We start from the raw sequence: 25,589 nt of genomic DNA, 5'->3' as shown, positions 1-25,589 counted from the left end.
AATACGTCGCGGGGCGAACGGGCGGACGAGCGGGCCGACTCCGCCGCGAAGCGGCGGTTCCGGTCGCGCCCCGCAGGGGACAACGCACCCCCACACCCGCCCCCCCCACGCGGGAGCGACCCGTCACTGCCCCCCGACAGACTCCGCCAAGTCCAGCGACACAGCGACCCGCGCCGCCACGCTCTCCGCGTACGCTGCGTCCACCCCGTCGAACTGCCCCCGCCCCGCCCCCCGCAGGAACGTCACCACACCCAGCGTCCGGGCCCGGCTGCGCAGCACGACGCAGAGGGCGTGGACGGAGTCCTCCGGCCACTGGCGGGCCGCCGCCCACTCCCGTACCCGCTCCGGCGTGGCCGCCGTGCCCGCGCTGGCCCGCACCGAACCGGTGCGTTCCACGGACTGGGGTGCGGGGTGGCCCTCGGGGTAGCGCACGGGGATGCCCGCCATGGCGACGGGCAGGCAGGGGCCCGGCGCACCCGCGGGCGTCGCGGCGACCCGTACGAGACGGACCGGCTTCTCACCGGCCAGCAGGTCCACCAGCGCGTGGTCCGCGAAGCCCGCGAGGGCGAAGTCCAGTTGGACGGTGGCCGCCTCCGTCGGGTCCTCGCACTCGGCGGCGGCCCGTGCGGCCCGGTGCAGCTGCTGGGAGCGGAACCGCAGCTGCGCGGCCACCTGCTCGTTCTGCTTGGTCTCCGTCACGTCGAGGAAGAGCCAGCCCACGCCCAGCGGTACCGGCTCCTCGGCCAGCGGCGACGCCAGGCGCAGGAATCCGCTGCGCCAGCAGCGCCGTTCGACCCCGTCGTCCCGGCCCGCCCCGGGCGCCCGTACCGACACCCACAGCTCGGCGGGGGCGGGCGGCGCCCCCTCGGCGAGCACGTGGGTCAGCGCGCTCTCCAGCTCTTCGACGCCCTGCCCGAGCAGGTCGGCCAGCGGGCGTCCGAGGACGGCGGTGCGCCCGACCCCGAAGGCACGGGCGGCGTACTCGTTCACGACGGCGGGCCGGAGGTCCGCGTCGACGAGGACGACACCCCACGTGGCGTTCTCGAAGAGCGCCTCGCTCAGGGCGATGGACCGTTCCAGATCGATCTGGGCGTGCACCTCGCTGAAGGCGCAGTACATCCCCGCCGTCTTGCCGTCACCGCCCCGCACGGCCGCCGACTGCATCCGCACGAGCACCCGGCCGCCGTCCTTGGTGACCAGCGCGAACTCGTGCACCTGACGGCCCGCCGCGTCCATCGCCGCGAGCAGCCGCTCCTCGACGTCCCCGGCGTCCGCGGCCCGCACCGCCCAGCCGGTGAAGCCCCGCCGCCCGACGGCCTCCGCCGCCGACCAGCCGAGGATCCGCTCGGCCTCCCGGTTCCAGTGCGTCACGACACCGTCGGCGTCGAACGCGCACAACGCCGCGTCCATCCCGTCGAGCAGCGCCGCGAGCAACTCGGCACTGCCCGGTTCGGGTTCTTCAGGACCCAGTTCGTCGGTAGTTCCGCTCTGTCGCGAAGCACTCACCTGGAACCCCCTGCAGGCCGTGTCCTCGTCCTCATGAGCTGCCTGTACTGCATGAGCTGCGCCGTCCGCCTGTACCGCACGTCAGATCATTCAACTGGAACGTGACGCACCCCACAGGTAGTTCCCGGAAAGTGACAGAGAAATCGTTGCGCGACGCGTACGTAGCGGGGGCCCGGTTCCCGAAAAACCGGTTGAGCGACCCAGCGCCTCTTCCTAGGGTGGTGAGCACTCGAAGAATGGAGGTGATCCGGCAGTGATTTCATTGCGGACGCGAGAGGTGGCTGCGGGCTAGCGGCCTGCCACCACACCCAGTGCGGTGCCGGACCAGCGCGTGAGACGAGCGTGCAGCCGGCCCAAACCCAAGCAGTCACCCGACCCGCGAGCCGCCGGTACGTCCGGCCGGCTTCCTCCGCCCGGTCCGCCCGGCGCGGCAGGAACCACGGCTCGCGGGTCGCCTGCGTTCCAGAAGCAGGAGCAGGAGGCAGGAGCGAGGGCCAGTGGCCCCTTCAGCCCTTGCTCACCGCCGTGAGGATCTCCGGCAGGCGCCGCGCGAGGCGCGGGGCCGCAAGACGCATGCCCAGCTCCGTGACCGCCGCCCCGTACGCCGTGCCCAGGGGCAGCAGCAGCCAGGTCCAGGAGGCCGCGCCCGAGGCGTGCAGCCAGATCGTGACGGCCAGGACCGGGGCGCACAGCAGGGCCGCGGCGACCATGCCGCCGAAGATCGAGATCCAGGCGAGCCCCGCCTGACCGGGGGCCACGTTCTTGTAGCCCTCCTGCGGGATCGAGTACGGGAAGCGGGTCGAGGACCACGCGCCGGTCGCCAGCATCGCGCCGAGCAGCGCGAAGGAGAGGCCGAGGACCTCCGGCAGGGCGGGCCAGTCACCGAGCATCGCCGTCGTCAGGACGGTGACCAGCGTGGCGTACGGGAGGGTGATGAGCAGCAGCGCCAGGGCCCGGCCGCGCAGCTCCACGTACGCGTCGCGCGGCGACGAGATCGTCATCGCCACCATCCAGAACGCCGACGTGTCCTGACCGAACTGGTTGTACATCAGGACCCCGAGCATCCCCGCCGCGAAGCACGCGAAGTACACGGACCCGGTGCCCTGCAGTGCGTTGAAGACCGGCACGATCAGGCCGATGGCCAGCGAGGTCACCCAGGCCGCCTTGGTCTTCGGGTCGCGCCAGACGTACCGCAGGCTGCGCTCCATGACCGTGCCGGTGCGCCCGGCGGGCAGCACACCGGCGAGGGCGCCGGAGGTGCGGGAGGTGCCCTTGTCCGGCGCGGCCGCCGCGAGCGTCGAGCCGTCCGGCGTCGTCATCAGGCGGGTCAGGCTGCGCTGCCAGAGCGCGAGGAGGGCCGCGAGCACCCCGGCGCAGAGCGCGAGTTGGGCCGCGCCCCGGGCGTACGCGCCGTCACTCACCGAGTCCACCGCGCCCAGCGCCGCGGCGGGCGGAATCCAGCGGACCACGTCCGCCGCCGGGTCGAGCGTGCCGAGCCCGGCCGAACCGAGCCGCTGCGCCCCGAAGTTGACGACCTGCGCGCCGATGGCGATGACCAGGCCGCTCAGGACCGCGAGGTCGCGCCCCTTGCGGCTGGTGAGGAGGCGGATGTTGGCGGCGGCGACCGCGCGGGCCAGCGCCACGCAGACCAGGAGGGTGAGGGCGACGGCGACGACGCCGGTGACGGCCGCCGCCGCGCCGTGGGCCAGCGCGACCGCCGCGCCGGCCGCGAGGCAGAGCGTGAACAGCGGCCCGATGCCCACGAGGGAGGCGACGAGCAGGGCCCGGACGAGGGGGCGGGGGCGCAGCGGCAGCATCACCAGGCGCGTCGCGTCGAGGGTCTCGTCGCCGCTGGGGAAGAAGAGCGGCATGACGGCCCAGCCGAGGGCGAGCACCGCGGTGAGCAGGACGCAGACGGTCGCGGCGTGGGTGTTGCCGCGCAGCGCGATGAGGCCGAGGAGCTGGAGCGCGGCGAGGAGGAGCGCGAGGACGACGGAGGCGATGTACGCGGCGCGGCGGCCCGCGGACTGGCGCAGGCCGTTGCGCAGGAGGGACAGCTTCAGGCGTACGAAGACCCGGGTGACGCCCGTCGGCGGGGGAACGGGCGAAGCCGACGTGGCCCGGGTGCCCGGCAGCGGCAGGGGCGCGGTCATCGGGCGCCGCCGCCCAGCCAGTCGAGGTGGGAGCCCGGGTCGCGGCGTCCGGCGCCGACGAGTTCGAGGAACGCCTGCTGCAGGGAGGGCGCCGCACCCCGTACCTCCGCGAGCGTGCCCTGCGCGCGGATGCGGCCCGCGGCCATGACGGCGACCCAGTCGCAGAGCGACTCGACGAGCTCCATGACATGGGAGGAGAAGACGACGGTGGCGCCGGACGCGGTGTAGCGCTCCAGGACGCCGCGGATGGTCTGCGCGGAGACGGGGTCCACGCCTTCGAACGGCTCGTCGAGGAAGAGGACTTCGGGGTTGTGGAGGAGCGCTGCGGCGAGGCCGGTCTTCTTGCGCATGCCGGTCGAGTAGTCGACGACGAGTTTGTGCTGGGCGCCCGCGAGGCCGAGTACGTCGAGGAGCTGGGTGGCGCGCTTGTCGACCTCGGCGCCGGGCAGTCCGCGCAGCCTGCCGGTGTACGCGAGGAGTTCGCGGCCGGAGAGCCGCTCGAAGAGGCGCAGGCCCTCGGGGAGCACGCCGATGCGGGCCTTGACCTCCACGGGGTCGCGCCACACGTCGTGGCCGACGACCTCGACGGTGCCCTGATCGGGCCTGAGCAGGCCGGTGACCATGGAGAGCGTGGTGGTCTTGCCCGCGCCGTTGGGGCCGACCAGGCCGATGAACTTGCCCGCGGGGAGGGTGAGGTCGATCCCGGCCACCGCGACCTGTTCGCCGAATCTCTTCCAGAGTCCCTGGACCCGTACCGCCGCCTCGGTCACCGTGCCGCCCTCCACCGCTCTCGTCGTCTCCGCACGATACGACGGCGTGGTCCGGACGGGCTCTCAGCGGCGCGCTTCCCTGCCGCACGCGTAGGCCAGCGGCGAGATGATCTCCTCGGCGTCCGGCAGCCAGCGGTTGGCGGCGGTGGGGCGGCAGGCCCACTGGACGGCGCCGATGGCGCCGAAGCGGGTCGGGGGAGCGGCGACGTAGGTGCCCTCGCCGAAGGAGACCAGGTCGATGGCGGCCGGGGGCCAGCCCAGCTTGCGGACGAGGTCGGGCACCTTGGCGGTGGCGCCGGGCAGCACGAAGAACTGCATGCGCCGGTTGGGGGTGCAGGTCACCGGGCCGAGCGTGAGCTCCATCCGCTCCATGCGGGCGAGCGCGAGGAACCCGGCGGTCTCGGGCACGTCGATCGCGTCGAAGGTGCGCCCGGTGGGGAGCAGGATCGAGGCGTTGCCCTGCTTCTGCCAGAGCCGTCGGGCCACGGTCGCGCTGCCGGTCGCCTGGGTCGCCCAGTCCTCGCGGGCGGGGTGCGCGCCGGGCGCGTCACACGTGGTCTCCCCGCAGGAGCACCGCTCGACGCCGTCGACGGACTCGAGCCAGGTCCCGGGGACCACGTCCCAGTGCCGCTCCTCCGCGTATCGCACGGCCGTGTCCAGCAAGGCCTCTCCGCGCTGCTTCGGGATCTGCGCGGCTGACGTGACTCCGATGGTCTCTTCCACGGAGTTCTCAACTCCCCGTGCCACCTCGGGTTACGGGCGCACGCGAGGGCGGGGGAGGAGCATCGATCCTGCGAGTGGGGCGCATGGGTGCACGGGTGGGGGCGCGCATGGGGATTGGCTTCCGGGGGCGGGTAGCCAGGTCAAGGGCAATCAGAGGACGCCTCGGAGGAAGCCCGCGGGCCGGCAGGTCCGCACGGAGGTCCGTACAGATTCGCATTTGTCGTTCTTAATGGCTTCTTTTGCTTCTTTTGTGGCGCATCTTCGCCTTGCCCCAAGGGCATTGATCATCCTGAGGCGGTCCACGGCGGCCGCCCGTCCCGATGGTCCACGGTGCACACAGGGGGTACGCCATGGCCGCAAGGCCGCTCGTCGCGCGACAGCCCAACGAAAGGCTGCAGGCGCTCATCCAGGAGGCCGGCTGCTCCAACGCCGGACTCGCCCGCCGGGTCAACATGTGCGGCGCGGAGCACGGTCTCGACCTGCGCTACGACAAGACGTCCGTGGCCCGCTGGCTGCGCGGTCAGCAGCCGCGCGGGCGGGCGCCCGGCATCATCGCTGAGGCGCTCGGCCGCAAGCTGGGCCGCACCGTCACCATCGACGAGATCGGCATGGCGAACGGCAAGAACCTCGCCTCCGGCGTGGGACTGCAGTTCTCGCCGACCGTTCTCGGCGCCATCGAGCAGGTCTGCGAGCTGTGGCGCAGCGACGTGGGCCGGCGCGACTTCCTCTCCGGCTCGTCCGTGGCCGCGTCCGCGCTCGTCGAGCCCAGCCGCGACTGGCTGATCTCCTCGCCGGACTCGCAGGTCGGGCGGTCCGCGGGGCCGCGCGTCGGCATGTCGGACGTGGCGGCGGTCAAGGCGATGACGGAGGCGCTGACGCAGCTGGACCACCAGTTCGGCAGCGGCCACGTGCGACCGGTCGTCGTGCACTACCTCAACTCCGTGGTCTCCGGGCTCCTCGCGGGCTCCTACCGGGAAGCGGTCGGGCGCGAGCTCTTCGCCGCGGTGGCGCGGCTGACCGAACTCGCCGGATACATGGCCGTCGACACGGGGCAGCCGGGCCTCGCCCAGCGCTACTACATCCAGGCGCTCCGGCTCGCCCAGGCGGCGGGCGACCGCGGGTACGGCGGATACGTGCTCGCCGCGTCCATGAGCCACCTCGCCGCCCAGCTCGGGAACCCGCGCGAGATCGCCCAGTTGGCGCGGGCCGCCCAGGAGGGGACGCGCGGCCGGGTCACGCCCCGCGCGCAGGCGATGTTCTACGCGGCGGAGGCACGCGGGCACGCGCTGCTCGGTGACGCGCGCGCCACGCAGGTGGTGGCGGGCCGGGCGGTCGAGGCGATGGACCGGGCGTCCACACAGGCCGCTTCGGGCGACGACCCGGTGTGGATCCGGCACTTCGACCACGCATATCTGGCCGATGAAATGGCGCATTGTCACCGGGACTTGGGGCAGGCCGACGCGGCGGCGCGCAGCGCCCAGGAGTCCCTGGACGGCCACCCCGAGACACGGGCGCGGCGCCGGGCCATCGGCCTCGTCCTGCTGGCCACGGCGCAGGTGCAGCGGCGCGAGGTGGAGCAGGCCTGCCACACCGGCCTGAAAGCCGTCGAACTGCTCGGCACGCTGCGGTCGAACCGCGGCGCGGAGTACCTGGAGGACTTCCAGGACCGTCTTGAGCCCTACCGGGAGGAGCCGGTGGTACGGGAGTTCGGGGCGCGCCTCGACGTACAGGCGGCGTGACGAACTCGCGAACGCGCCCCTGAACAGCGTCTGGGCAGGCGGTTCCGTTACTGCCGCCGCCCGGCGGAGAGCGGCGTTCTGAGCTGCGTGGCAGAGGGATGTGGCGACCCGGTAGCGTGACCCGACGGTTCCGTAGGTCCCCCATGTGTAGGAGTCCCGGTGACGCAGCAGAGCGGTCAGGGCGCTGCTTCCTCCGATCCGCAGCAACCTGCGGACCGGCCCGCCCACGAGGGCGTCGTGCTGCCCGCTGACGGCAGCGAGCCGCTGTTCCCCGGCACCGCGGGCCGGCACAGTGCCCCGGCGGGCGGCAGCCCGTGGGGCGAGCCCTGGGGGCCCGAGACGGCCGGACCGCCGCCGCCCGGTCAGGGCCAGGAGTGGGGCGCGCCGCCCCAGCAGACCCCCGCCCAGCCGCTTCCCGCGGAGGGCACGGCCCCCGACCCCGCCCAGGCCCAGCAGTACGGCGGGCAGGGCTACGGGCAGCAGCAGGCGTACGGCGGCCAGGGCTACGGCGGCCAGGACTACGGGCAGCAGGGCTACGGGCAGCAGCAGGCGTACGACGGCCAGAGTTACGGCGGCCAGGCGTACGGCGCGGGGCAGCAGCCCGGCCACACCGCCGGTCAGCAGGGGCAGTCCGACTACACCGCCGGTCAGGAGGGCCAGCAGGCCTACCCGGGCCGGCAGGCCTACGACCCGCAGGCGCAGCCCGGCCACGGCTCGCACCGCGCGCACGCCGCCGAGGACCGGCCCGCCTCCCACGACCCCTCCTACGGCGGCCGGGGCGCGCACGGGGCGCAGGCGGCGCACGGCTCCCACGCTGCGCCGCAGCAGGCGCACGGCGCCCATGCCGTGCCGCCTTCGAGACCGGGCGCGCACGCCGCGCCGCAGACCGGGCAGCCCCTGCCGCCCGCCGCGCCGAGGCAGGCACAGGAGCTGCCCGCCGCCGTGACCACCCCGCGGAGCATGCCGCTGCCGCCCGTCGCCGCGCCGGGCGCGCCGTCCGACAGCGAGGCCACGCAGTACATACCCCCGGTGCCCGCGGCCCCGTCCGCGGCGGACGAGGGTGCCACGCAGTACCTGCCTCCGGTGACCCCCGGCGCCCTGCCGCCCGAGGCCCCCGCCGCAGACGCCACGCAGTTCCTGGGCCGTACCGGTACGCCGATTCCCGGCGCCATGCCCGGCGCCGCGTCGGACAGCGACCCCACCCAGTTCATAGCCCCCATACCGGGCGGAAACGCCCCCACGGGGTCCGCAGGTCACGCCCCCACCGGTCAGGGCGCCCCGCCCGAGCCCGCCGCGGCCCCCTACGGCATCCGCCCCGGCGCCCCCGGCGACCGGCAGCCGCCCGCCGAGTTCGACAGCCTCTTCCGCGCCGAGCCCGCGGCCGAAGGCCCCGCCTCCACCCAGCAGATGCCCCGCGTCCAGGCCCAGGGCCCGGCGCCCGCGCCCCTGCCCGAGCCCGGCGGCAGCGGTCACGGCGGCGGGGGCAGGCCCGGCGGCCGCACCGGCTCGAAGGTGCCGCTGATCGCCGCCGTCGGCGTCGGCATCGCCGTGCTCGGCATCGGGGCGGGCGCCCTCCTCAGCTCCGGTGGCGGTGACGACGACAAGGAGGGCGACGGCCAGTCCGTCTCCGCGTCCTCCGAGCCCGACGAGCGGCCCTCGCCGACCGCCGACCCCGTCAAGGACCAGGCCGTCGCCCTGGACAAGCTCCTGGCCGACAGCAACAACAGCCGTGACACGGTGATCGCCGCCGTACGCAACGTCGGGAAGTGCCAGAACCTCGGCAGGTCGGCGAAGGACCTGCGCGACGCGGCCAGGCAGCGCAACGGCCTCGTCACCCGGCTCGCCTCCCTCAAGGTCGACAAGCTCCCGGCCAACGACCAGCTGACCGCCTCCCTCAACAAGGCATGGAAGGCCTCGGCCGCGGCGGACAACCACTACGCGGCCTGGGCGGACCAGGTGGGCGGCAAGAAGGGCTGCCACAAGGGCCACGCCCGCAACACCTCGCAGGCCGCGGCGGGCAACCAGCAGAGCGGCGCGGCGACGACCGCCAAGGAGCAGGCCGCCCACCACTGGAACGCGATCGCCCGCAAGTACGGCCTGACCGAGCGCAACAGGACCCAGCTCTGACCCTGGGCGCCAGACCCCGGCGACAGTCCCCGGGGCCCGCCGCCCTAGGCCGTCTGCTCCAGCGTCTTCTCCACGTTCACGAAGCCCCTGCGGGCCGGGACGAGTCGCCCGTCCCGCACCACCTGGAACGTGACGCCGGAGTTGATCAGGCGCGGGAACTCGCTGGCCGCGAGCAGGTCCTCGAAGCGCCAGCTCAGCGGTGGAGTGAGGCCGCCCGTCTCGACCCGCAGGCCGCCGTCGAGGGCGCGGCGCAGCGTGCGGGCCGACACGTCGCCGCCGTCGAGCGACTCGACGACCTGCTTCAGGACGGTGTACGCGATCCACGTCGTCTGTACGCCCGCGTCCGCCGGGTCGACCCGGTTGTCGCCGAACGCCTGCTCGCGGATGACCTCCCGCATCCCGGACCACCGGGGGTCGCCCGTCGCGGGGTACCAGCCGGTGACGTACGCCCCTTCGTAGGGGCCGCTCGCGCCGCCGGTGCGGTCGATGAGGGACTGGTCGACACTGCCGAGGACCGAGGAGATCCGGACCGGCGGGTAGTCGTCCCTGGTGCGGCGGAACGAGTCGTAGAAGGTGTCCGTGCGCGCCCCGAGCGCCGCCGTCACACAGCCGTCCTCGGCGCCCGCCGACTTCAGGGCCTGCTCGGCCTGCGGGGTGAGGTCGGTGCCGTCCTCGGGGGCTCTGATGTCCGCGACGGGCCTGTGGTGGCCGTCGGCGAGCCCCTGGTTGAGGAGCTTGGGCAGCTCGTCGCCCGCGAGGGTGTCGGGGCGTACGAGGGAGACGCGGGCGCAGCGGGCGGCGAGCTGTCGGCCGTTGCCGGCGAGCAGGGCCGGTTCGCCGCCGTTGACCGGGTAGGAGAGCGGGCTGCTGAACTCGTCGTCGGTGATGCCGTAGCCGCCGATGTAGGGGATGCCCGCACCCTCCAGCGGGGCGAGGAAGGAGCTGCCGTGCTGGCTGTAGGCGCCGACGACCGCGGCCACGTCGTTGTCGACCGCCTCGCGCGCGCAGTCCGCGGCGCCCACCGTGTCGTTGTGGTCGTTGCAGGTGAGGACCTTGAGCTCGTGGCCGTCGAGGCCGCCGTGCGCGTTGACCCAGCGCGCGTAGGCCTGCGCCATGGCGGGGACGCCCGGCTTGTTGGTGGCCTTGGTCTTCTCGGGTGCCCAGGTCATGACGGTGATCGGGTCATCCCTGGAACCCCCCGTGGTGCCAGGGATGACCCCGCAACCGGTTATCAGGGACGTACTCGCCGCCACGGCTGCCGCGGAGAGCAGGGCGGTGCGGGTGGGGCGGGGAAGGAAGGTGCGTCGCCGGCCGGTCATGTCCCTGCACGATTCCGTCGCGCGGCCAACCGTGGAGTGACGCGTTCTCAACGGACAGTGACATGACGGTGAACGGGCGGGGTCCGGTTCGCGTGCGCGGGGTGGGAACGTACGATCCATGACCGTGCAAGGTTCGGAGAAGTCTTCCCGTCGCGGCCGTCGCTCCAGCACCATGGGCGGTATGCCGACCAACGACATGCCGTGGTGGCGCTGGCGCAGCAACGTGCGCTCGGCGCTGCACATGCTCTCCGACCCCGAGTTCCAGCGGGAGTGCTGGCTCGCGGGGCGCGAGGAGTACGGGGACGTGACCGACGCCGTGTACCGCCTCGTCGAGGACACCTGGCTCGACAACTGGTCCGCCGAGAAGTACGTGGGCACGATCTTCCGCGACCCGCAGGAGGCGGCCCTCGTCGACACGGCCGTCCTGCGGGTCCTGCGGATCATGCACGAGGTCGGGCCCGACGCGATGGTCTCCGTCTACCTGCAGCACCCCGGGTGGCCCGAGGCGGTCCACGCGGCGCGCGACGCGCACGTACGCATGGCGGCGGGCGACGGGGAGGACCCGGACGAGCCGCCGCGCACCCTCGAAGTGCTGCGGATCCTGACGCGCTCCGCGTGACACGGGCTCCGGCGACGCACCGGGGGTCCGACCGGCGGGACGATTGCCCACGGCGGTCTCCGCTGTGGGAACCTTGGCCGCATGAACGAGCAGTCCACCGCCCCCGCCGCCCCCGCTGAGCAGTACGTCCTCACCCTCTCCTGCCCCGACAAGCAGGGCATCGTGCACGCCGTGTCGAGCTACCTCTTCATGACCGGTTGCAACATCGAGGACAGCCAGCAGTTCGGCGACCACGACACCGGACTGTTCTTCATGCGCGTGCACTTCTCGGCCGAGGCGCCGGTGACCGTCGACAAGCTGCGGGCGAGCTTCGCCGCCATCGGCGACTCCTTCCACATGGACTGGCAGATCCACCGCGCCGAGGACCGGATGCGGGTCGTCCTGCTCGTGTCGAAGTTCGGGCACTGCCTGAACGACCTGCTGTTCCGCTCCCGGACCGGCGCGCTGCCGGTGGAGATCGCCGCGGTCGTCTCCAACCACACGGACTTCGCCGAGCTCGTCGCCTCGTACGACATCCCCTTCCACCACGTCCCGGTGACGAAGGAGAACAAGCCCGAGGCCGAGGCGCAGCTCCTGGAACTCGTGCGCTCCATCGACGTGGAGCTGGTCGTCCTCGCCCGGTACATGCAGGTCCTCTCGGACGACCTGTGCAAGGAGCTCAGCGGGCGGATCATCAACATCCACCACTCGTTCCTGCCGAGCTTCAAGGGCGCGAAGCCGTACCACCAGGCGCACGCGCGCGGTGTGAAGCTGATCGGTGCCACCGCGCACTACGTGACCGCCGACCTCGACGAGGGGCCGATCATCGAGCAGGAGGTCGAGCGGGTCGGCCACGGCGTCACCCCCGACCAGCTGGTCGCGATCGGCCGCGACGTGGAGTGCCAGGCGCTGGCGCGGGCCGTGAAGTGGCACGCGGAGCGCCGGATCCTGCTGAACGGCCGCCGCACGGTCGTCTTCGCCTAGCCCGTGTCCGCGGGGCTACATCCGGCTCAGTGACGCCGCCGCGAACAGCACGTCGCGGATGGCCTCGCGGTCGCCGTCCTGACCCGCTGCCGCCTCCTCCGGGGAGACGTGGCCCGCGGCCAGGCGGCAGAACTCGACGCCGTCCAGCGCCACATGGGCCACCTCGTGCTCGCGTGAGGCGACCGCCGCGGGCGAGTCGAGCGGGATGAGCCACTCGCCGCCGCCGAGCCCCTCGATCTCCAGGCGCAGGCTGCGGCCGGGCGCACCCGCCGCGACCAGCCGGCGGACCGGCGAGGCGAGCCCGGAGCGGCGGCGTCCGGCCAGCGTCCCTGGGAGCAGCCGCGCGGCGAGGTCGATCATGTGGTGGAGGTGCCGGGGCGCGGGCGGCACGTACGGATAGTCCACGGCGTGGGCGATGTCGCCCGCGTGGATCCAGCACTCGAAGGCGCGGTCCACCATGGCGTCCCGCAGCGGGAGCTCGACCGTCTCGCGCGCCTCGGGGTCCGCGCCGCCGCCCGCGCCCGGCACGGCCACCGTTCCGTACGGCACGGGGAGCCGCCCCGAGCCGTCGCCAGCGAACGACACCGTGCGGACCAGATCGTGCGTCTGCTCGCGCCAGGGGGTGCGCACCGCGCGGGTGGGCGGGAAGTACGAGGCGCGCCAGAACGCCTCGGTGCGGTGGTCCGGATCGTGCTCGACCCGGACGTCGGTGCCGAGCGGGTCGTCGAGGCCGAGGGCGAGCCCGACCATGCCGTCGACCGCGAGCAGATGCGCGATGACACCGGCCACGGTGGTCTTCCTGCTGACCGGGCCGTCCGCGTCGAACCAGCGAAGGCGCACCGGGGCGTGCCACTCGGCGTCGCCGATGTCCTGCAGCAGGGCGTCGAGGCGGGCGGTCTCCGCGTCGTAGGGAACCGCCCACTCGGGCACCGGGATGCGCGGCGGGCGCCTGCCCAGGCAGCTCTCCAGGACGCGGGTGCGCAGGCCCGGGTCGAGGTCGAGGCTCTCCTCGGGGTGCAGCAGGCCGACGGCGTCGCGCAGCCGCAGGGCCTCGTCCGCGCAGGGGCCGCAGTCGCCCAGGTGCTCCTCGACGGCGGTGGCCTCCTCGGCGGAGCACGCGGAGAGCGCCCAGGCGCCGAGGAGGGACTTCAGGACGCGGTGCTCCAGGACGAGCGGCGCCGGGGGCGAGGCGGGCACGGGCCTGCCGGTGTCCTCCACGGAGGAGCGCGGCATCGGTATGCGCGGGGTGGCCTCGGTCTCGTGCGGTTCGCCCTCGGCGGGGTCCGGGCGGTCGGAGCCGGTCACAGCGCGGTCCCGGTGCCGCGGGCGGCGCCGGCGGACGGGTCGCCGGTGTCGTTGGCCGTGGACAGGAGCTGCAGGCCGAGGCGGAGCCTGCGGCGGGCCTCGTCCTCGGTGACGCCGAGGTCGGCGGCGGTCTGGCGGTAGTCGCGCCGGTGGAGGTACGCGAGCTCCAGGGCGGCCCGCAGCGGGGTGGGCATGGCGGTGACGATGTAGTCCGCGCGGGCCGCGGCGGAGGCGCGGCGCACCTTGCGCTCCAGCTCCTCCGGGGTGCCCTCGCCGCCGCGGGCGAGGGCGGCGGACTCGGTCTGGCGGAGCCTGCGGACGGCGTGCCGGTGGGTGAGCGTGGCGATCCAGGAGCGCAGCGGGCCCTGCCGGGGGTCGTACGCGTCGGGGTTCTCCCAGACGTGGGTGAACACTTCGCGGGTGATGCGGTCGGCGGCGAACTCGTCGTCGAGGACGCGGTGGGCGAGGCTGTGCACGAGCGAGGCGAAGCGGTCGTAGAGCTCGCCGAGTGCGGCGGCCTCCCCGTGCGCGAGCCGTTGTTGCATCCGGCGGTCCCAGCGCCGCGGCGCGTCCTTCGGCATGCGGCCCCCTCGTGCGCTTGCCCTGTTCTGCCTACTCCGACGGTACTTCCCGTTCGTCGTTTCGCGTCCGTGGCTCCCCTTCGAATGTAGTCGGCCGCGCTGAGGGAACTCTCTCGTTTGCGGCAAAGCGGGCCCCCTGCGGGAGGCCGGATGATATTGACGAGGGTTTGCTGGTGTTTCATATGGGGAGTGGAGGGGCAGCCGAGGCAGAACGAAACGTAGGGACTGCTTCCGGTTAGCTCCGGAACGAGTGACAGGCAGGGCAGGGCGAGCGAGAGGCGTGGCGCGTGACGCTCAAGGTGACGGTGGGCGAGCAGGACGGCTGGGCCGTGCTGTGCGTCTCCGGCGAGATGGACCTCCTGACCTCGCCCGTGGTGCGCCAGCGCGTGCACGACGCCGTGGCCGACGGCCGCCGCCGTATCGTGCTCGACCTCTCCGAGGTGCTCTTCTGCGACTCCAGCGGCGTCGGCGTGCTGATCGCCACGCGCCGCCTGATCCGTTCCTTCCAGGGCCACTTGCGGCTGATACTGCCCGCGAAGGGCGCCGAGGACGGCTCGCACGTCAACCGCGTCCTCGCGGCGCTCGGCGTGCGCCGGCTCTTCGAGGTCTTCCCCGACGTACCGGCGGCGCTCGACGACGGGGCGACCCCGCTGTCGGCCTAGGTCCGCCCGACCCGGCTCACGCGACGTGCCGCTTCGCCAGCGTCACGAAGGAGTTGATGGCCTCGCGCGAGGCACGGCGACGCGCGGACATCTCCTCGCGGTCGTCGGTCCTGTGCACCTGGGCGATCTGGTCGAGGGTCTCCCAGGCGAGCCGCACCAGCTCGTCGTCATGGGTGAGCAACTGCACCCGGAACAGCGCCTCCTGGGCCTCGGACCGCATCTCGTAGGACCGGAAGCGCGACTCCTCGCTCTCCTCGTGACGGCCCTCGGTCCTGCTGAACCAGCGGTCGACGATGACCCGCTGGTAGTTGATCAGCGCTCCCGCGTACGCGCTGTACGCGTCGATCCGTTCCTGCCGCAGCTTCTCGCCCCGGGTGAAACGCTCCGTGCGCTCGATGGCCCTGCGCTGGAAGGAATGGGTGATCCCCGCGCCGAGCAGGGTTCCCAGTACCGCTATGACACTCGCCGCGACCGCTTCCACGCAGGACAGTGCACCACATCACACCCGTGCCACACCCTTGTCCCGGAATTCCGGCGGTCTTGGCACAAGCATCGCTTTCCCGTCTCCGGGCACTCGTGACGTCGTACGCTCGCTGCCGGGGAACACCCCCGGCAAGCATGCACCCAACCGCGGAAGTGAGGCGGCCCGAAGATCATGGACAGTGCCGAGTACGAGCGTAGGATCGCGGCCCGGTTCGCCACCTTCGACCAGGACGGCAACGGTTACATCTCCCGTGAGGACTTCAGCACGGCGGCGGCCGCCCTGTGCACGGAGTTCGGCGCGACGGCGCGGTCCGAGCAGGGGCAGGCCCTCTACATCGGGGCCGAGGCGTTCTGGCAGGGCATGGCCGGGATCGCGGACCGCGACGGGGACCAGCGGATCACCCGCGACGAGTTCGTGGGCGGCGCCGTGAAGCGGCTGCGGGACAACCCCGACCGGTTCGCCGAGATCGCCCGGCCGTTCCTGCACGCGGTGATCGGTGTCGCCGACGGCGGCGCGGACGGCGCGATGAGTCCGGAGGCGGCAGGCCGTGCGCTCAAGGCGCTGGGCGTGCCCGAGGACATCGCCGCGGCGTCGGCCGCCGCGCTGGACGCGGACGGCGACGGCCGGGTCACGGAGCAGGAGATCGTGCAGGCCTTCGCGGAGTACTTCACGGTCCCCGAGTAGGCCGTACGGCAGACGGCGCGGGTCAGTCCGCGAAGCGTTCGCGCAGCTTGTACTTGAGGACCTTGCGCAGCGTCTCGTTGCGGGGGAGCGCCTCGACCAGCTCCAGCTGTTCCGGCAGCTTGTAGGGGGCGAGGCCTTCCCCGCGCAGGTACGCGGTGACGGCCGCCAGCGTCAACGCGCCCGTGCCCGCCCGCTGTTCGACCACCGCGCAGACCCGCTCCCCGCGCTCGGGGTCGGGCAGGCCGACGACCGCCGCCTCGCCCACGGCGGGATGCTGGTGGAGCAGGTCCTCGATCTCCTTGGCGGAGATGTTCTCGCCCTTGCGGATGATGATGTCCTTGGCCCGCCCGGTCAGCACCAGATGGCCGCTCTTCCTGAGGTGGCCGAGGTCCCCGGTGATCAGGAACCCGTCGGCATCGAAGACGGCCGCGCTCTGCGCCGGGTCCAGATAGCCCCGGCAGACCGCTTCTCCGCGCAGCCGCACCTCGCCGTCCGTGCCGGGCGGCAGTTCCGTGCCGTCCGCGTCGGTGACGCGGATCTCCATGCCCTCCGGCGGCAGCCCCTCGGTCGCCGCGAGGTTCTCGGCGGTGTCGTCCGGGGCGCCCATGGTGATCATCGGCACCTCGGTCATGCCGTACCCGTGCGTGAGTTGGCAGCCCATCTCGCGCACCACCGCGTGGTAGACCTCCGGCGGCTTGGGCGCACCGCCGCCCGCGAGCAGGCGCAGGGTCGGGATGACGCGCTCGCCGTGCGGCATCCGGCGCTGCTCGGTGAGGAACATCGAGTAGAACGCCGTCGAGCCGCCCGCCACGGTCACGCCGTGCCGCCGGTAGCCGTCGAGGGCGGCGGGCAGCGCGAAGTGCTCGAACATGACCGCGGGGAAGCCGTAGAGCAGCAGCATGACGGTGTAGTCGGGCCCCGCGATGTGCGCGAAGGGGAACGCCATCGAGCCGACGTCCGACTCCGTCAGGTGCAGGGCGTGGGCCAGGCACGAGCCGCCCGCGAGCAGCGAACGGTCCGTGTGCAGCACGCCCTTGGGGTCGGACGTGGTGCCCGAGGTCCAGTAGATCCAGCGCACCGCCGTGCCGTCGGAGGGCGGCGGGGGCAGTACGGACGGGTCGCCGTCGGGCAGCGCGTCGTACGCCTCGAAGACCTCGAACTCCGCGCCCGCGCCGAGCCGGTGGGCCATCTCCGTGTGGTCGAAGCCGCGCCAGACGCCGGGCACGGCGAAGAACTCCGCCTTCGACTCCCGCAGCGCGAAGCCGACTTCGCGGTCGCGGTGGAAGGGGATGAGCGGCGACTGGACGGCGCCGAGGCGGGCGAGGGCGAACGAGAGCAGGGCGGTCTCGATCCGGGTGGGCAGCTGCCAGGCGACGACCGTGCCGGGCCGCACCCCCATGGCGTGGAGCCCGGCGGCGACGCGCTCGGCGCGGTCGTGCAGCTCGCCGAAGGTGAGCGTGCGGTCGTCGCGGGGGTCGGCGGCGGTCTGGAGGAGCACCGGCCGGTCGGGGGTGAGGGTCGCGCGGCGCGCGATCAGTTCCCAGAGCGTGCGGGACCCGGCCAGTTCGTACGCGGTCTCGTTGCGCACGGTCATCGTGCGATCCCCTCCCGGTCTCACGCGGCACTCACGCGGTCCTGGCGACCGGAACTGACGGCCAGTCAGGTGTGCCGCGAGCGTAAGCCCCGGCGCCTTGTCGGTCCAGAGGCGCGCGGCTAGCCTGCTCCCTGACGGTTCGTCAGATCGTGCGCTCGACGCCACCCCCGGACCCGTAGGAGCCGCATGGACCTCACGTACACCGAAGAGGAGGAGGCCTTCCGGGCCGGGTTGCGCGCGTGGCTCTCGCTCGTTCTGCCGAAGCTCCCCGCCAAGCCCTCGCCGCACGACTGGCCGGGCCGCCGCGCCTACGACACCGCGTGGCAGCGCCTGCTGTACGACGCGGGCTACGGAGAGGTGCACTGGGACGCCTCCCCGACGCAGCGGCTCATCTTCCTGGAGGAGACGGAGAAGGCGGGCGCGCCCTACGTGGGCGCCAACTTCGTGGGCCTGCTGCACGCGGGCCCGACCATCGCCTCCGAGGGCACGCCCGCCCAGCGCGAACGGTGGCTGCCGCCCGTCCTGCGCGGCGACGAGGTGTGGTGCCAGGGGTTCAGCGAGCCCGACGCCGGGTCCGACCTCGCGTCGCTGCGCACGCGCGCGTGGCGCGACGGCGACCACTACGTGGTGAGCGGGTCCAAGATCTGGACCTCGCACGCCGAGGTCGCCGACTGGTGTGAGCTCCTGGTGCGTACGACGCCGGTGAGCGAGTCGGTGCCCAAGCACCGGGGCATCACCTGGCTCGCGATGCCGATGGACGCCCCGGGGATCACGGTGCGGCCGCTGCGCACCCTCGCCGGGTCCACGGAGTTCGCGGAGATGTTCCTCGACGAGGTGCGGATACCCGTCGCCCACCGCGTGGGCGACGAGAACGACGGCTGGCGCGTGACGATGGTGACCCTGTCCTACGAGCGGGGCACCGCCTTCGTCGGCGAGGTGGTGGCCTGCCGGCGCGTCCTCGGCGAGCTGGCCCGCGAGGCCCGCGGGAACGGCCGCTGGGACGACCCGGCACTGCGGCGCCGGCTCGGCAGGCTGAACGCCGAGTTCTCGGCGCTCTGGCGGCTCACGCAGTGGAACGTGAGCGAGGCGCAGCGCACCGGCGGGGTGCCCGGAGCGGGCGGCTCGGTCTTCAAGCTGCGGTATTCGCACGCCCGCCAGGAGCTGTACGACGCCGCGGCCGAGGTGCTCGGCGCGGGCGCCCTCGACCTCGGTCAGGAGTGGACCCTGGACCGCCTCTCGGCCCTCTCGTACACGATCGCCGCGGGGACCTCGCAGATCCAGCAGAACATCGTGGCCGAGCGCATCCTCGGCCTCCCGAAGGGGCGGTGAGCGGCGGATGGACTTTCAACTGAGCGAGGACCAGCGCGCGTTGCGGGACGGGATGCGGCAGCTCCTGGCGGGCCGGTTCGCCCTGCGGGAGGCCACGGACCGGGTCGACCGGGGGCTCTGGCGCACGCTCGGCGGTGCGGGGTTCTTCTCGCTCGCGCTGCCCGAGGAGGACGGCGGGGTCGGACTCGGGCTCCCGGAGGCGGTGTTGGTCTTCGAGGAGGCGGGGCGGGTGCTGCTGCCCGGGCCCGCCGTGGCGTCGTTCCTCGCGGCGGGCGCCGTCCCGGGGGCCGCCTCCGGGGACGTCGTGGTGACCTCGGTCGACGGCTCGCTGGTGCCGTGGCTGGACGACGCGGACGTGGTCCTGGGCGATGTGACCGGCGCCGTGCCGCTGCGCTCCGTCGACCCGTTGACGCCGCTGCACCGGGTGCCCGACGGCGGACACCTGGACCGGGGCGTCCTCCTGTACGCGGCGGAACAGCTGGGCAGCGCCGCCCGTACGTGCGAGGCGGCCGTGCAACACGCCCGCAGCCGTGAGCAGTTCGGGCGGCCGATCGGCGCGTTCCAGGCCGTCAAACACCTGTGCGCGCAGATGCTGGTGCGGGCCGAGCTCGCCCGCAGTGCGGTCTACGCGGCCGCCGTGACCGGGGACGCGCTGGCCGCCTCGGCCGCGAAGCTGCTGGCCGACGACGCGGCCGTACGCAACGCGCGGGACTGCCTCCAGGTGCACGGCGGGATGGGGTTCACCTGGGAGTCCGACGTGCATCTGCACCTCAAGCGGGCCTGGGTGCGAGCCGAGCTGGGCCGGACGGCGCGCGACGCCGAGGAGGAGCTGGCCGCGGCGCTCTGAGGGATGCGCGAAACCTTTGGAGGAAGCTCCGAGGGGGCGAAGGGGCGGTGAAAGGGGCACCGCCGGGGGCCGGATCGGCCGGATGCCGAAAATTGGTCTGTCCGATATCGTGCGCTTTGTCGGCTGTTTCGTGACGCCAAGCCCGTCCGGTGAAGGCTACGGAGCGTCGATATCGGGTTGTGTCCTACGCGTGACTCGTCACGGCATGGAGTCGGTGTCCGGCTCGGGTACCTTGTGTGGGATGCGAGTGGTTCAGAGGCCGAGCCATGCCGGTGTTGCCCAGGTGGCGGCGCCGGGCCCGGCGATGCGCGCCGCTCGCGGTGCGGGGCGGGTTTTCACCCCGGCCTGTTCGACCCCCTGCGATGTGCGTCGCACAGTATGCAGCACGCGTACTCCTTCGCGCTGGAATATGCCCGAAGCGCTTGTTGGGGTGACTGAACGTCAATCATGCTGTCTCCCAAGGGGATCACGTTCCGTGACCCTGTGGAGTCGCGAGGCGATGTGTCCGCCGGTTCGGATGGTGTGAGCGGTGCAGGTGCTTCAAGTTCAACTGGAGGTCGGGGCCGACCCCGCAGAAGTGGGGCGGGCCAGGCGTTGGGCCCGTTCACGGCTCGCCGGCTCGGGGATAGAGGCCGATGAGCCCGTCGCCGAGACGCTGATCCTGTTGATCTCCGAACTCGTGACCAACGCCGTGGTGCACACCGGCTGCCCGGCCGTCCTGCGCATGCTGCTTCCCGGCGTCCCCGCCGACGTGCCGGGAACGGTCCGGGTCGAGGTGGCCGACAGCAGCGCCCGCCCGCCCGCGCAGCGGCACGCCGACGGTGACGACACCAACGGCCGCGGCCTGGAACTGGTGGATGGTCTCGCCGACCGCTGGGGCTGGCAGCCCGAGGGCGCGGGCAAGAGCATCTGGTGCGAGGTGGACCGGTGCGATTCCGGCGTCCCGGCGGTGACGTTCGAGGGGACGACCCATGACGGGTCGACCTGCGGCGTCGCGGTCCACGAGGCGGCACCGCGGGTCTACGGCTCGACCCCGCGCGGCATGACGGCCTGCGACGGCGCCGTCCATGGGGCGGCGGCCTACAACAGGGTGGCTTACGGGGACACGGACGTCGCGTACGAAGCGGTGTGATCCCGAGGCCCGTATGCGCCCTCGTGTGCCACGGTGCGCGCGCCCGTGCGCGGGTGGGGCAGAGCGGGGCGTAGGCCGCCAATCCCCGGCCGGGTGTTGACGTAGCGTGTCCGATTGATCACGCTTATGTGCAGCGATTCGCCGCGAGGGGACGTCGAGGGCGCTCGGTGACGGGAGGTCCTCGGCGAGGTGTGGGTCGCGACGCGGCGTCAGCCCCCTCGTGGTCGCACGGGGCGGGGCCGAGCGCCGGAGCCGGATGGCGGCGTGCGCGGCGGCGCGCTCGGGGCGACAGCCGACGCGCCGCCGTCCGCAGCGCCGCCGTCCGCGGCCGGGGTGCGGGGCTGTGGCGGCCCGGGTGCGGTTCAGAGGATGGCCACCGGGGCCACCGGTGTGCCCGTCCCGCCGACGAAGGGCTCCGGCATCGCGGAGAGCAGGAACGCGTGGCGGGAAACTTCTGCACAGGCTGTGGACAAGTTTTCCAGATTCCAGTTCTGGCCCTGCAGCATCCCCATCTCGACCAGGTGGAGCGCGTGCACGGGCAGCCACAGGTTCTCGATCTCCGGCGGGAAGATCTCGAAGGTCAGGGTGTCGTTCGCGACGGCCGCCACGTCCCGCGCGTGGAACCACTCGGGCGTGCGCACGGAGAGGCCGGGCGACGGATAGCCGTACGCGTGCTTGTCGCCCGCGAGGAGGACCCGCAGGTGCCCTGTGCGGACGAGCACGATGTCGCCCGCGCGGACCGTGACGCCGCCGAACTCCTCGGCCTCGTCCAGGTCTTCGGGGGTGACCGCGTGATCGCCGGGCAGCCGGTCGAGTCCTTTGGCGCGCGCCACGTCCAGGAGTACGCCGCGCGAGACGACGTGCCGCGCCTTCTCGATGCCGCAGAAGCGGGCGCCGGTGTGGGCCGTGATGGTGTCCGCCGGGCGGCCGTTGTAGATCTTCCCGGAGTGCGAGACGTGGGTGAGCGCGTCCCAGTGGGTTGCCGTCTGCAGCCCCATCGTCACCGCGTCGTCGCTGGTGGCGACCGTGCCGGGACCGAAGAGCTCCTGGTTGATCTGCACCATGGTGTGCAGCGGGTTCACGCGGCCGCGGATCAGGCCCGTCTGGACGCCGTCCTCCTCCAGCGGGAGCGCCAGCGGGACGCGGCGCCCGGTCCGGACCTCGCCGGCGGCCGCGCGGACCACCGCGTCGGTGACCAGGTTGAGCGTGCCGATCTCGTCGTCGGCCCCCCAACGCCCCCAGTTGTTCACGCGCTTGGCGATGTCGTGGAACTCCGCAGGCAGCGAGTTCGGACGTGACATGAGTCCTCCGCGGGGCTTGTCTTTCGGCGTCTGACGGGTCATAGAATCTAACGGTCCGTCAGAAACCGCGGGAAGGGGCCGGACGTGGGGAACTTCTTGGCAGGCAAGGTGGTGGCCGTCACCGGCGCCGGGCGCGGCATCGGCAGGGCCGTCGCGCTCGCCGCCGCGGCCGAGGGGGCGAAGCTCGTCGTCAACGACTACGGCGTCTCCATGGCGGGCGGCGAACCGACCAGCGAGATAGCCGACGCCGTCGTCAAGGAGATCCGGGCGGCGGGCGGCGAGGCCGTCGCCGTCGCCGACGACGTCTCGACCATGGCGGGCGGACAGCGGATCGTCGACGTCGCGCTCGCCGAGTACGGGCGTATCGACGGAGTGGTCTGCGTCGCCGGGATCCTGCGGGAACGGATGCTGTTCAACATGTCCGAGGAGGAGTGGGACCCGGTCGTCGCCACCCACCTGAAGGGGACGTTCACCGTCTTCAGGGCCGCCTCCGCGGTGATGCGCAAGCAGGGCGCGGGCACGCTGATCGGCTTCACCAGCGGCAACCACCAGGGCTCCGTCGCACAGGCCAACTACAGCGCGGCCAAGGGCGGCATCATCTCGCTGGTGCGGAGCGCGGCCCTCGGCCTGAACAAGTACGGGGTGACCGCCAACGCCGTGGCCCCCGTGGCGCGTACGCGGATGTCCGCCAACGTGCCGATGGAACTCAAGGAGATCGGCGAACCGGAGGACGTCGCCGCGCTCGTCGTCTACCTGCTGAGCGAGCGCGCCCGCGAGGAGGAGATCACCGGGCAGGTCTACACGATCGCCGGGCCCAAGATCGCGGTGTGGGCGCAGCCGAGGGAGCTGCGCGCGGGGTACGCGGCGGACGGCCCCTGGACACCGGAGAGGATCGCCGACTTCCTGCCGGGGACGGTGGGCACCGACCCGATGCCGCTGCTTGCGCGCATCGAGGCCATGGCGAAGGCGGCGGCCGGCCGGGAACGGCCGAACGCGTAGACGGGGGCGGGGCGGTGGATTTCGGCTTCGGACCCGAGGACGAGGAGTTCCGCGCCGAGGCGCGGTCCTGGCTCGCCGCGCACCTCACCGGCGACTTCGCGTCCGCGGTGGGGCGGGGCGGGCCCGGCAGCGAGCACGAGGGGGGCGCGGTACGGCGGGCGTGGGAGCGGGAGTTGGGGCGGGGCGGGTGGATCGGCCTCGGGTGGCAGGCGAGTGCGGGCGCGTACGGGAACCGGTGTGCCACCTTGACCCAGCAGGTTGTCTGGGCCGAGGAGTACGCGCGGGCCGGGGCGCCCGGACGTTCCGGGCACATCGGGGAGAACCTGCTCGCGCCGACCCTCCTCGCGTACGGCAGCCAGGAGCAGCGGGACGAGTTCCTGCCGCCGATCGCGCGCGGCGAGGCGCTGTGGTGCCAGGGGTACAGCGAACCGGGGGCCGGGTCCGACCTCGCGGCGGTGCGGACGCGGGCCGTGCGGGACGGGGCGGACTTCCGCGTCACCGGGCAGAAGATCTGGACCTCGCTGGCGCGGGAGGCGGACTGGTGCTTCGTGCTGGCGCGTACGGGGGAGGGAGAGGGGGGTGCGGGGAAAGAGGCTGCGGGGGCGGGGTCCGCGGGGAATGGGCGCGGGCATGATGGACTGTCCCTGCTCCTCGTGCCGATGGACCAGCCCGGGTGCGTCGACGTACGGCCCATCCAGCAGTTGACCGGGACGGCCGAGTTCAACGAGGTCTTCTTCGACGGTGCACGCGCGCGTGGCGCCCACGTGGTCGGCGGGGTCGGCAACGGGTGGCGGGTCGCCATGGGGCTGCTCGGGTTCGAGCGGGGAGTCTCCACGCTGGTGCAGCAGATCGGCTTCGCGGAGGAGCTGGCGGGCGTCCTGCGGGAGGCGGTCGCCTCGGGCGCGGTGGCGGACTCCGTGGTGCGGGAGCGGCTGGTGCGGCAGTGGGCGGAGTTGCGGGTCATGCGGTGGAACGCGCTGCGTACGCTGGGGAGTTCGGCGTCCGGGAACGGATCCGGGGCCGGGGCCGGGTCCGGGTCCGGTGCTGGGAGCGCGGGGGCGCCCAGTGTCGCCAAGTTGCTGTGGGGGCGGTGGCATCAGCGGCTCGGGGAGCTCGCCATGGCCGTGCGGGGCGCGGCCGCAGCCGTGGGTCCCGTCGACTGGAGCGCCGAGGCACCCTACGAACTCGACGCCCTGCAAAGGCTCTTCCTCTTCAGCCGCGCCGACACCATCTACGGCGGCTCCGACGAGGTGCAGCGGAACATCATCGCCGAGCGGGTGCTCGGTCTGCCGAGAGAGGCCAGGGGGCCTCGGTGAGGGGCGTGCGTGATGAAGGGCGTTGTCTTCGACGGAACGCGGGCCGAGGTGGTCGACGACCTGGAGATACGGGACCCGGGGCCGGGGGAGGTGCTGGTCGCGGTCGCCGCGGCGGGGCTGTGCCACAGCGACCTCTCCGTGATCGACGGGACCATTCCGTTCCCGCCGCCCGTGGTGCTCGGGCACGAGGGGGCGGGGGTCGTCGAGGCGGTGGGCGCCGGGGTCGCGCACGTGGGGCCCGGGGACCACGTGGCGCTGTCCACGATCGCCAGCTGCGGGGCCTGCGCGGACTGCGACCGGGGCAGGCCGACCATGTGCCGCAAGGCCATCGGCACGCCTGACCAGCCGTTCTCACGGGGCGGCAAGCCGGTGTACCAGTTCGCGGCCAACTCCGCCTTCGCGGAACGCACGATCGTCAAGGCGGTGCAGGCCGTGCGGATCCCGGACGACGTCCCGTTCACGTCCGCGGCGCTGATCGGGTGCGCCGTCGTGACCGGGGTCGGCGCCGCGCTGAACCGTGCCCGGGTCGGACTCGGCGACTCCGTCGTGGTCATCGGCACGGGCGGCATCGGGCTCAACGTGCTGCAGGGCGCGCGGATCGCGGGCGCCTCGACGATCGTCGCGGTCGACGCGAACCCGGCGAAGGAGGCGGTGGCGCGGCAGTTCGGGGCCACGCACTTCTTCGCGTCGACGGACGGCGTCAGGGAGGTGCTGCCCCACGGGGCCGACCACGCCTTCGAGTGCGTGGGCCGCGTCGAGCTGGTCCGTGCGGCGGTCGACCTCCTCGACCGGCACGGACAGGCGGTGCTGCTCGGAATGCCGGGGGCCGGGGCGGAGGCGTCGTTCGTCGTCGCGTCCATGTTCCTGGACAAGTCGATCCTGGGCTGCCGGTACGGGAGTTCACGGCCGCAGCGGGATTTCGCGCTGTACGCGGAGCTGTACCGGAGCGGGCAGCTCCTCCTTGACGAGCTGGTGACGACCACGTACGCGGTGGAGGACTTCGCCAAGGCGGTGGAGGACGCGGGGGCGGGGAGGGTGGCGCGGGGGGTTCTGACGTTCTGACGGGTGTCTGGCGGGGTCGCCTTGTGTGCTTCTGGGGGGGGGGAGGTGTGGGCGGCTGGGCGTTGAGTGGGGGCGCCTTGTGTGCGGTGGGTGGGGCGGGGCCGCGGGGGTATGTGCGTACTCGCTATCCCTGCGTCGCGCTGCGCGGACAAAGACGCCAGAGCGTGCTCGGTGCTCCGTTCGCACATACCCCCACGTCCCCTCGGGCCGTTCGGCGGCAGACAGGCCGGTGGGGCTGACCCCTACTCCGGTGCTCCGGCCGGTCCTTCTTGCGGGCAAGCGCCCCGCTCCTACTCCTGCTGCACGGCGCGGGGTGAACGGGTGGGTGGGTGGGATAGCTCCGCCGCGAAGCGGCGGTCCTGTCCGGTCCGCAG

22 protein-coding genes are annotated in these 25,589 nt (G+C 73.1%); 12 read left to right on the top strand and 10 right to left on the bottom strand.

Translation table 11 applies throughout. The annotated features are described in order from the left end of the window. Positions 1-123: 123 nt before the first annotated feature. The 4 genes from ACZ69I_RS07520 to ACZ69I_RS07505 form a co-directional block, all read right to left on the bottom strand. Positions 124-1,506, bottom strand: coding sequence for a PAS domain-containing protein (locus ACZ69I_RS07520; RefSeq protein ID WP_470830904.1), 1,383 nt, complete (start codon positions 1,504-1,506; stop codon positions 124-126). A 506-nt stretch (positions 1,507-2,012) separates the two neighbouring features. Then, positions 2,013-3,659, bottom strand: a complete 1,647-nt coding sequence (locus tag ACZ69I_RS07515) for a transporter (RefSeq protein WP_470830903.1) — start codon at positions 3,657-3,659, stop codon at positions 2,013-2,015. Next, on the bottom strand, positions 3,656-4,429 hold the full coding sequence (locus tag ACZ69I_RS07510; protein WP_470830902.1) for an ABC transporter ATP-binding protein: 774 nt from the start codon (positions 4,427-4,429) through the stop codon (positions 3,656-3,658). Before ACZ69I_RS07510 ends, ACZ69I_RS07515 begins: the two co-directional genes overlap by 4 nt. A 63-nt stretch (positions 4,430-4,492) precedes the next feature. Continuing rightward, complete coding sequence (locus ACZ69I_RS07505; protein ID WP_467672613.1) at positions 4,493-5,152, bottom strand: bifunctional DNA primase/polymerase; 660 nt, start codon at positions 5,150-5,152, stop codon at positions 4,493-4,495. Between the two features lie 350 nt (positions 5,153-5,502). Between ACZ69I_RS07505 and ACZ69I_RS07500 the strand changes: the two genes are divergently transcribed. Beyond that, the gene (locus tag ACZ69I_RS07500) at positions 5,503-6,891 is read left to right on the top strand and encodes a transcriptional regulator (RefSeq protein ID WP_467672611.1); all 1,389 of its coding nucleotides are present in this window, start codon (positions 5,503-5,505) and stop codon (positions 6,889-6,891) included. Positions 6,892-7,050: 159 nt separating this feature from the next. Beyond that, a complete protein-coding gene (locus tag ACZ69I_RS07495; protein WP_470830901.1) occupies positions 7,051-9,018 on the top strand; it encodes a DNA polymerase III subunit gamma/tau domain-containing protein in 1,968 nt (655 codons plus the stop codon). Between the two features lie 44 nt (positions 9,019-9,062). Here the strand turns inward: ACZ69I_RS07495 and ACZ69I_RS07490 are convergent, their stop codons facing one another. Then, complete coding sequence (locus ACZ69I_RS07490) at positions 9,063-10,337, bottom strand: ABC transporter substrate-binding protein (RefSeq protein WP_470830900.1); 1,275 nt, start codon at positions 10,335-10,337, stop codon at positions 9,063-9,065. A gap of 118 nt (positions 10,338-10,455) precedes the next feature. Between ACZ69I_RS07490 and ACZ69I_RS07485 the strand changes: the two genes are divergently transcribed. Together ACZ69I_RS07485 and purU are read left to right on the top strand one after the other, a co-directional pair. Then, complete coding sequence (locus ACZ69I_RS07485; protein ID WP_470830899.1) at positions 10,456-10,956, top strand: SCO4402 family protein; 501 nt, start codon at positions 10,456-10,458, stop codon at positions 10,954-10,956. 81 nt (positions 10,957-11,037) lie between these two features. Next, positions 11,038-11,919, top strand: coding sequence for a formyltetrahydrofolate deformylase (gene purU / locus ACZ69I_RS07480; protein WP_470830898.1), 882 nt, complete (start codon positions 11,038-11,040; stop codon positions 11,917-11,919). A gap of 15 nt (positions 11,920-11,934) precedes the next feature. Here the strand turns inward: purU and ACZ69I_RS07475 are convergent, their stop codons facing one another. Further along, positions 11,935-13,224: a zf-HC2 domain-containing protein gene (locus ACZ69I_RS07475; protein WP_470830897.1), complete on the bottom strand. Its 1,290-nt coding sequence runs from the start codon at positions 13,222-13,224 to the stop codon at positions 11,935-11,937. Further along, positions 13,221-13,805: an RNA polymerase sigma factor gene (locus ACZ69I_RS07470; protein WP_467672603.1), complete on the bottom strand. Its 585-nt coding sequence runs from the start codon at positions 13,803-13,805 to the stop codon at positions 13,221-13,223. Before ACZ69I_RS07470 ends, ACZ69I_RS07475 begins: the two co-directional genes overlap by 4 nt. Positions 13,806-14,092: 287 nt before the next feature. Here ACZ69I_RS07470 and ACZ69I_RS07465 point away from each other — a divergent pair, with 287 nt between their 5' ends. Beyond that, on the top strand, positions 14,093-14,467 hold the full coding sequence (locus ACZ69I_RS07465) for an STAS domain-containing protein (protein ID WP_467672601.1): 375 nt from the start codon (positions 14,093-14,095) through the stop codon (positions 14,465-14,467). Positions 14,468-14,483: 16 nt separating this feature from the next. On the opposite strand, the gene ACZ69I_RS07460 is transcribed toward ACZ69I_RS07465, so the two are convergent. Then, entirely contained in the window at positions 14,484-14,948 is a 465-nt protein-coding gene (locus ACZ69I_RS07460) for a hypothetical protein (RefSeq protein ID WP_467672599.1), read from the bottom strand. 174 nt (positions 14,949-15,122) lie between these two features. Between ACZ69I_RS07460 and ACZ69I_RS07455 the strand changes: the two genes are divergently transcribed. Continuing rightward, positions 15,123-15,635 carry an EF-hand domain-containing protein gene (locus tag ACZ69I_RS07455; RefSeq protein WP_470830896.1) on the top strand — a complete coding sequence of 171 codons (513 nt, stop codon included), beginning with the start codon at positions 15,123-15,125 and terminating at the stop codon, positions 15,633-15,635. Between the two features lie 22 nt (positions 15,636-15,657). Here ACZ69I_RS07455 and ACZ69I_RS07450 read toward each other — a convergent pair whose 3' ends face one another. Continuing rightward, a complete protein-coding gene (locus ACZ69I_RS07450) occupies positions 15,658-17,229 on the bottom strand; it encodes a class I adenylate-forming enzyme family protein (protein WP_470830895.1) in 1,572 nt (523 codons plus the stop codon). Positions 17,230-17,415: 186 nt separating this feature from the next. Here ACZ69I_RS07450 and ACZ69I_RS07445 point away from each other — a divergent pair, with 186 nt between their 5' ends. The 3 genes from ACZ69I_RS07445 (at position 17,416) to ACZ69I_RS07435 (ending at position 20,537) form a co-directional block, all read left to right on the top strand. Beyond that, positions 17,416-18,558, top strand: coding sequence for an acyl-CoA dehydrogenase family protein (locus ACZ69I_RS07445; RefSeq protein WP_467672593.1), 1,143 nt, complete (start codon positions 17,416-17,418; stop codon positions 18,556-18,558). A 7-nt stretch (positions 18,559-18,565) separates the two neighbouring features. Then, on the top strand, positions 18,566-19,405 hold the full coding sequence (locus ACZ69I_RS07440; protein ID WP_470830894.1) for an acyl-CoA dehydrogenase family protein: 840 nt from the start codon (positions 18,566-18,568) through the stop codon (positions 19,403-19,405). Between the two features lie 529 nt (positions 19,406-19,934). After that, positions 19,935-20,537: an ATP-binding protein gene (locus ACZ69I_RS07435; protein WP_467672589.1), complete on the top strand. Its 603-nt coding sequence runs from the start codon at positions 19,935-19,937 to the stop codon at positions 20,535-20,537. Positions 20,538-20,899: 362 nt separating this feature from the next. On the opposite strand, the gene ACZ69I_RS07430 is transcribed toward ACZ69I_RS07435, so the two are convergent. Next, entirely contained in the window at positions 20,900-21,838 is a 939-nt protein-coding gene (locus ACZ69I_RS07430; protein ID WP_470830893.1) for a cyclase family protein, read from the bottom strand. 84 nt (positions 21,839-21,922) lie between these two features. Between ACZ69I_RS07430 and ACZ69I_RS07425 the strand changes: the two genes are divergently transcribed. Genes ACZ69I_RS07425 through ACZ69I_RS07415 form a run of 3 tightly spaced genes read left to right on the top strand, consistent with a single transcriptional unit; the run spans position 21,923 to position 25,215 of the window. Continuing rightward, positions 21,923-22,837: an SDR family NAD(P)-dependent oxidoreductase gene (locus ACZ69I_RS07425; RefSeq protein ID WP_470830892.1), complete on the top strand. Its 915-nt coding sequence runs from the start codon at positions 21,923-21,925 to the stop codon at positions 22,835-22,837. 14 nt (positions 22,838-22,851) lie between these two features. Continuing rightward, positions 22,852-24,153, top strand: a complete 1,302-nt coding sequence (locus tag ACZ69I_RS07420; protein WP_470830891.1) for an acyl-CoA dehydrogenase family protein — start codon at positions 22,852-22,854, stop codon at positions 24,151-24,153. Between the two features lie 12 nt (positions 24,154-24,165). Then, positions 24,166-25,215, top strand: a complete 1,050-nt coding sequence (locus tag ACZ69I_RS07415; RefSeq protein ID WP_470830890.1) for a Zn-dependent alcohol dehydrogenase — start codon at positions 24,166-24,168, stop codon at positions 25,213-25,215. The last annotated feature ends 374 nt before the right edge of the window (positions 25,216-25,589 follow it).

The organism is Streptomyces sp. NPDC036815 (genome assembly GCF_055609205.1).
The sequence above is the reverse complement of the archived record's forward strand: the minus strand, read 5'-3'. Positions and strand labels throughout refer to the sequence as shown.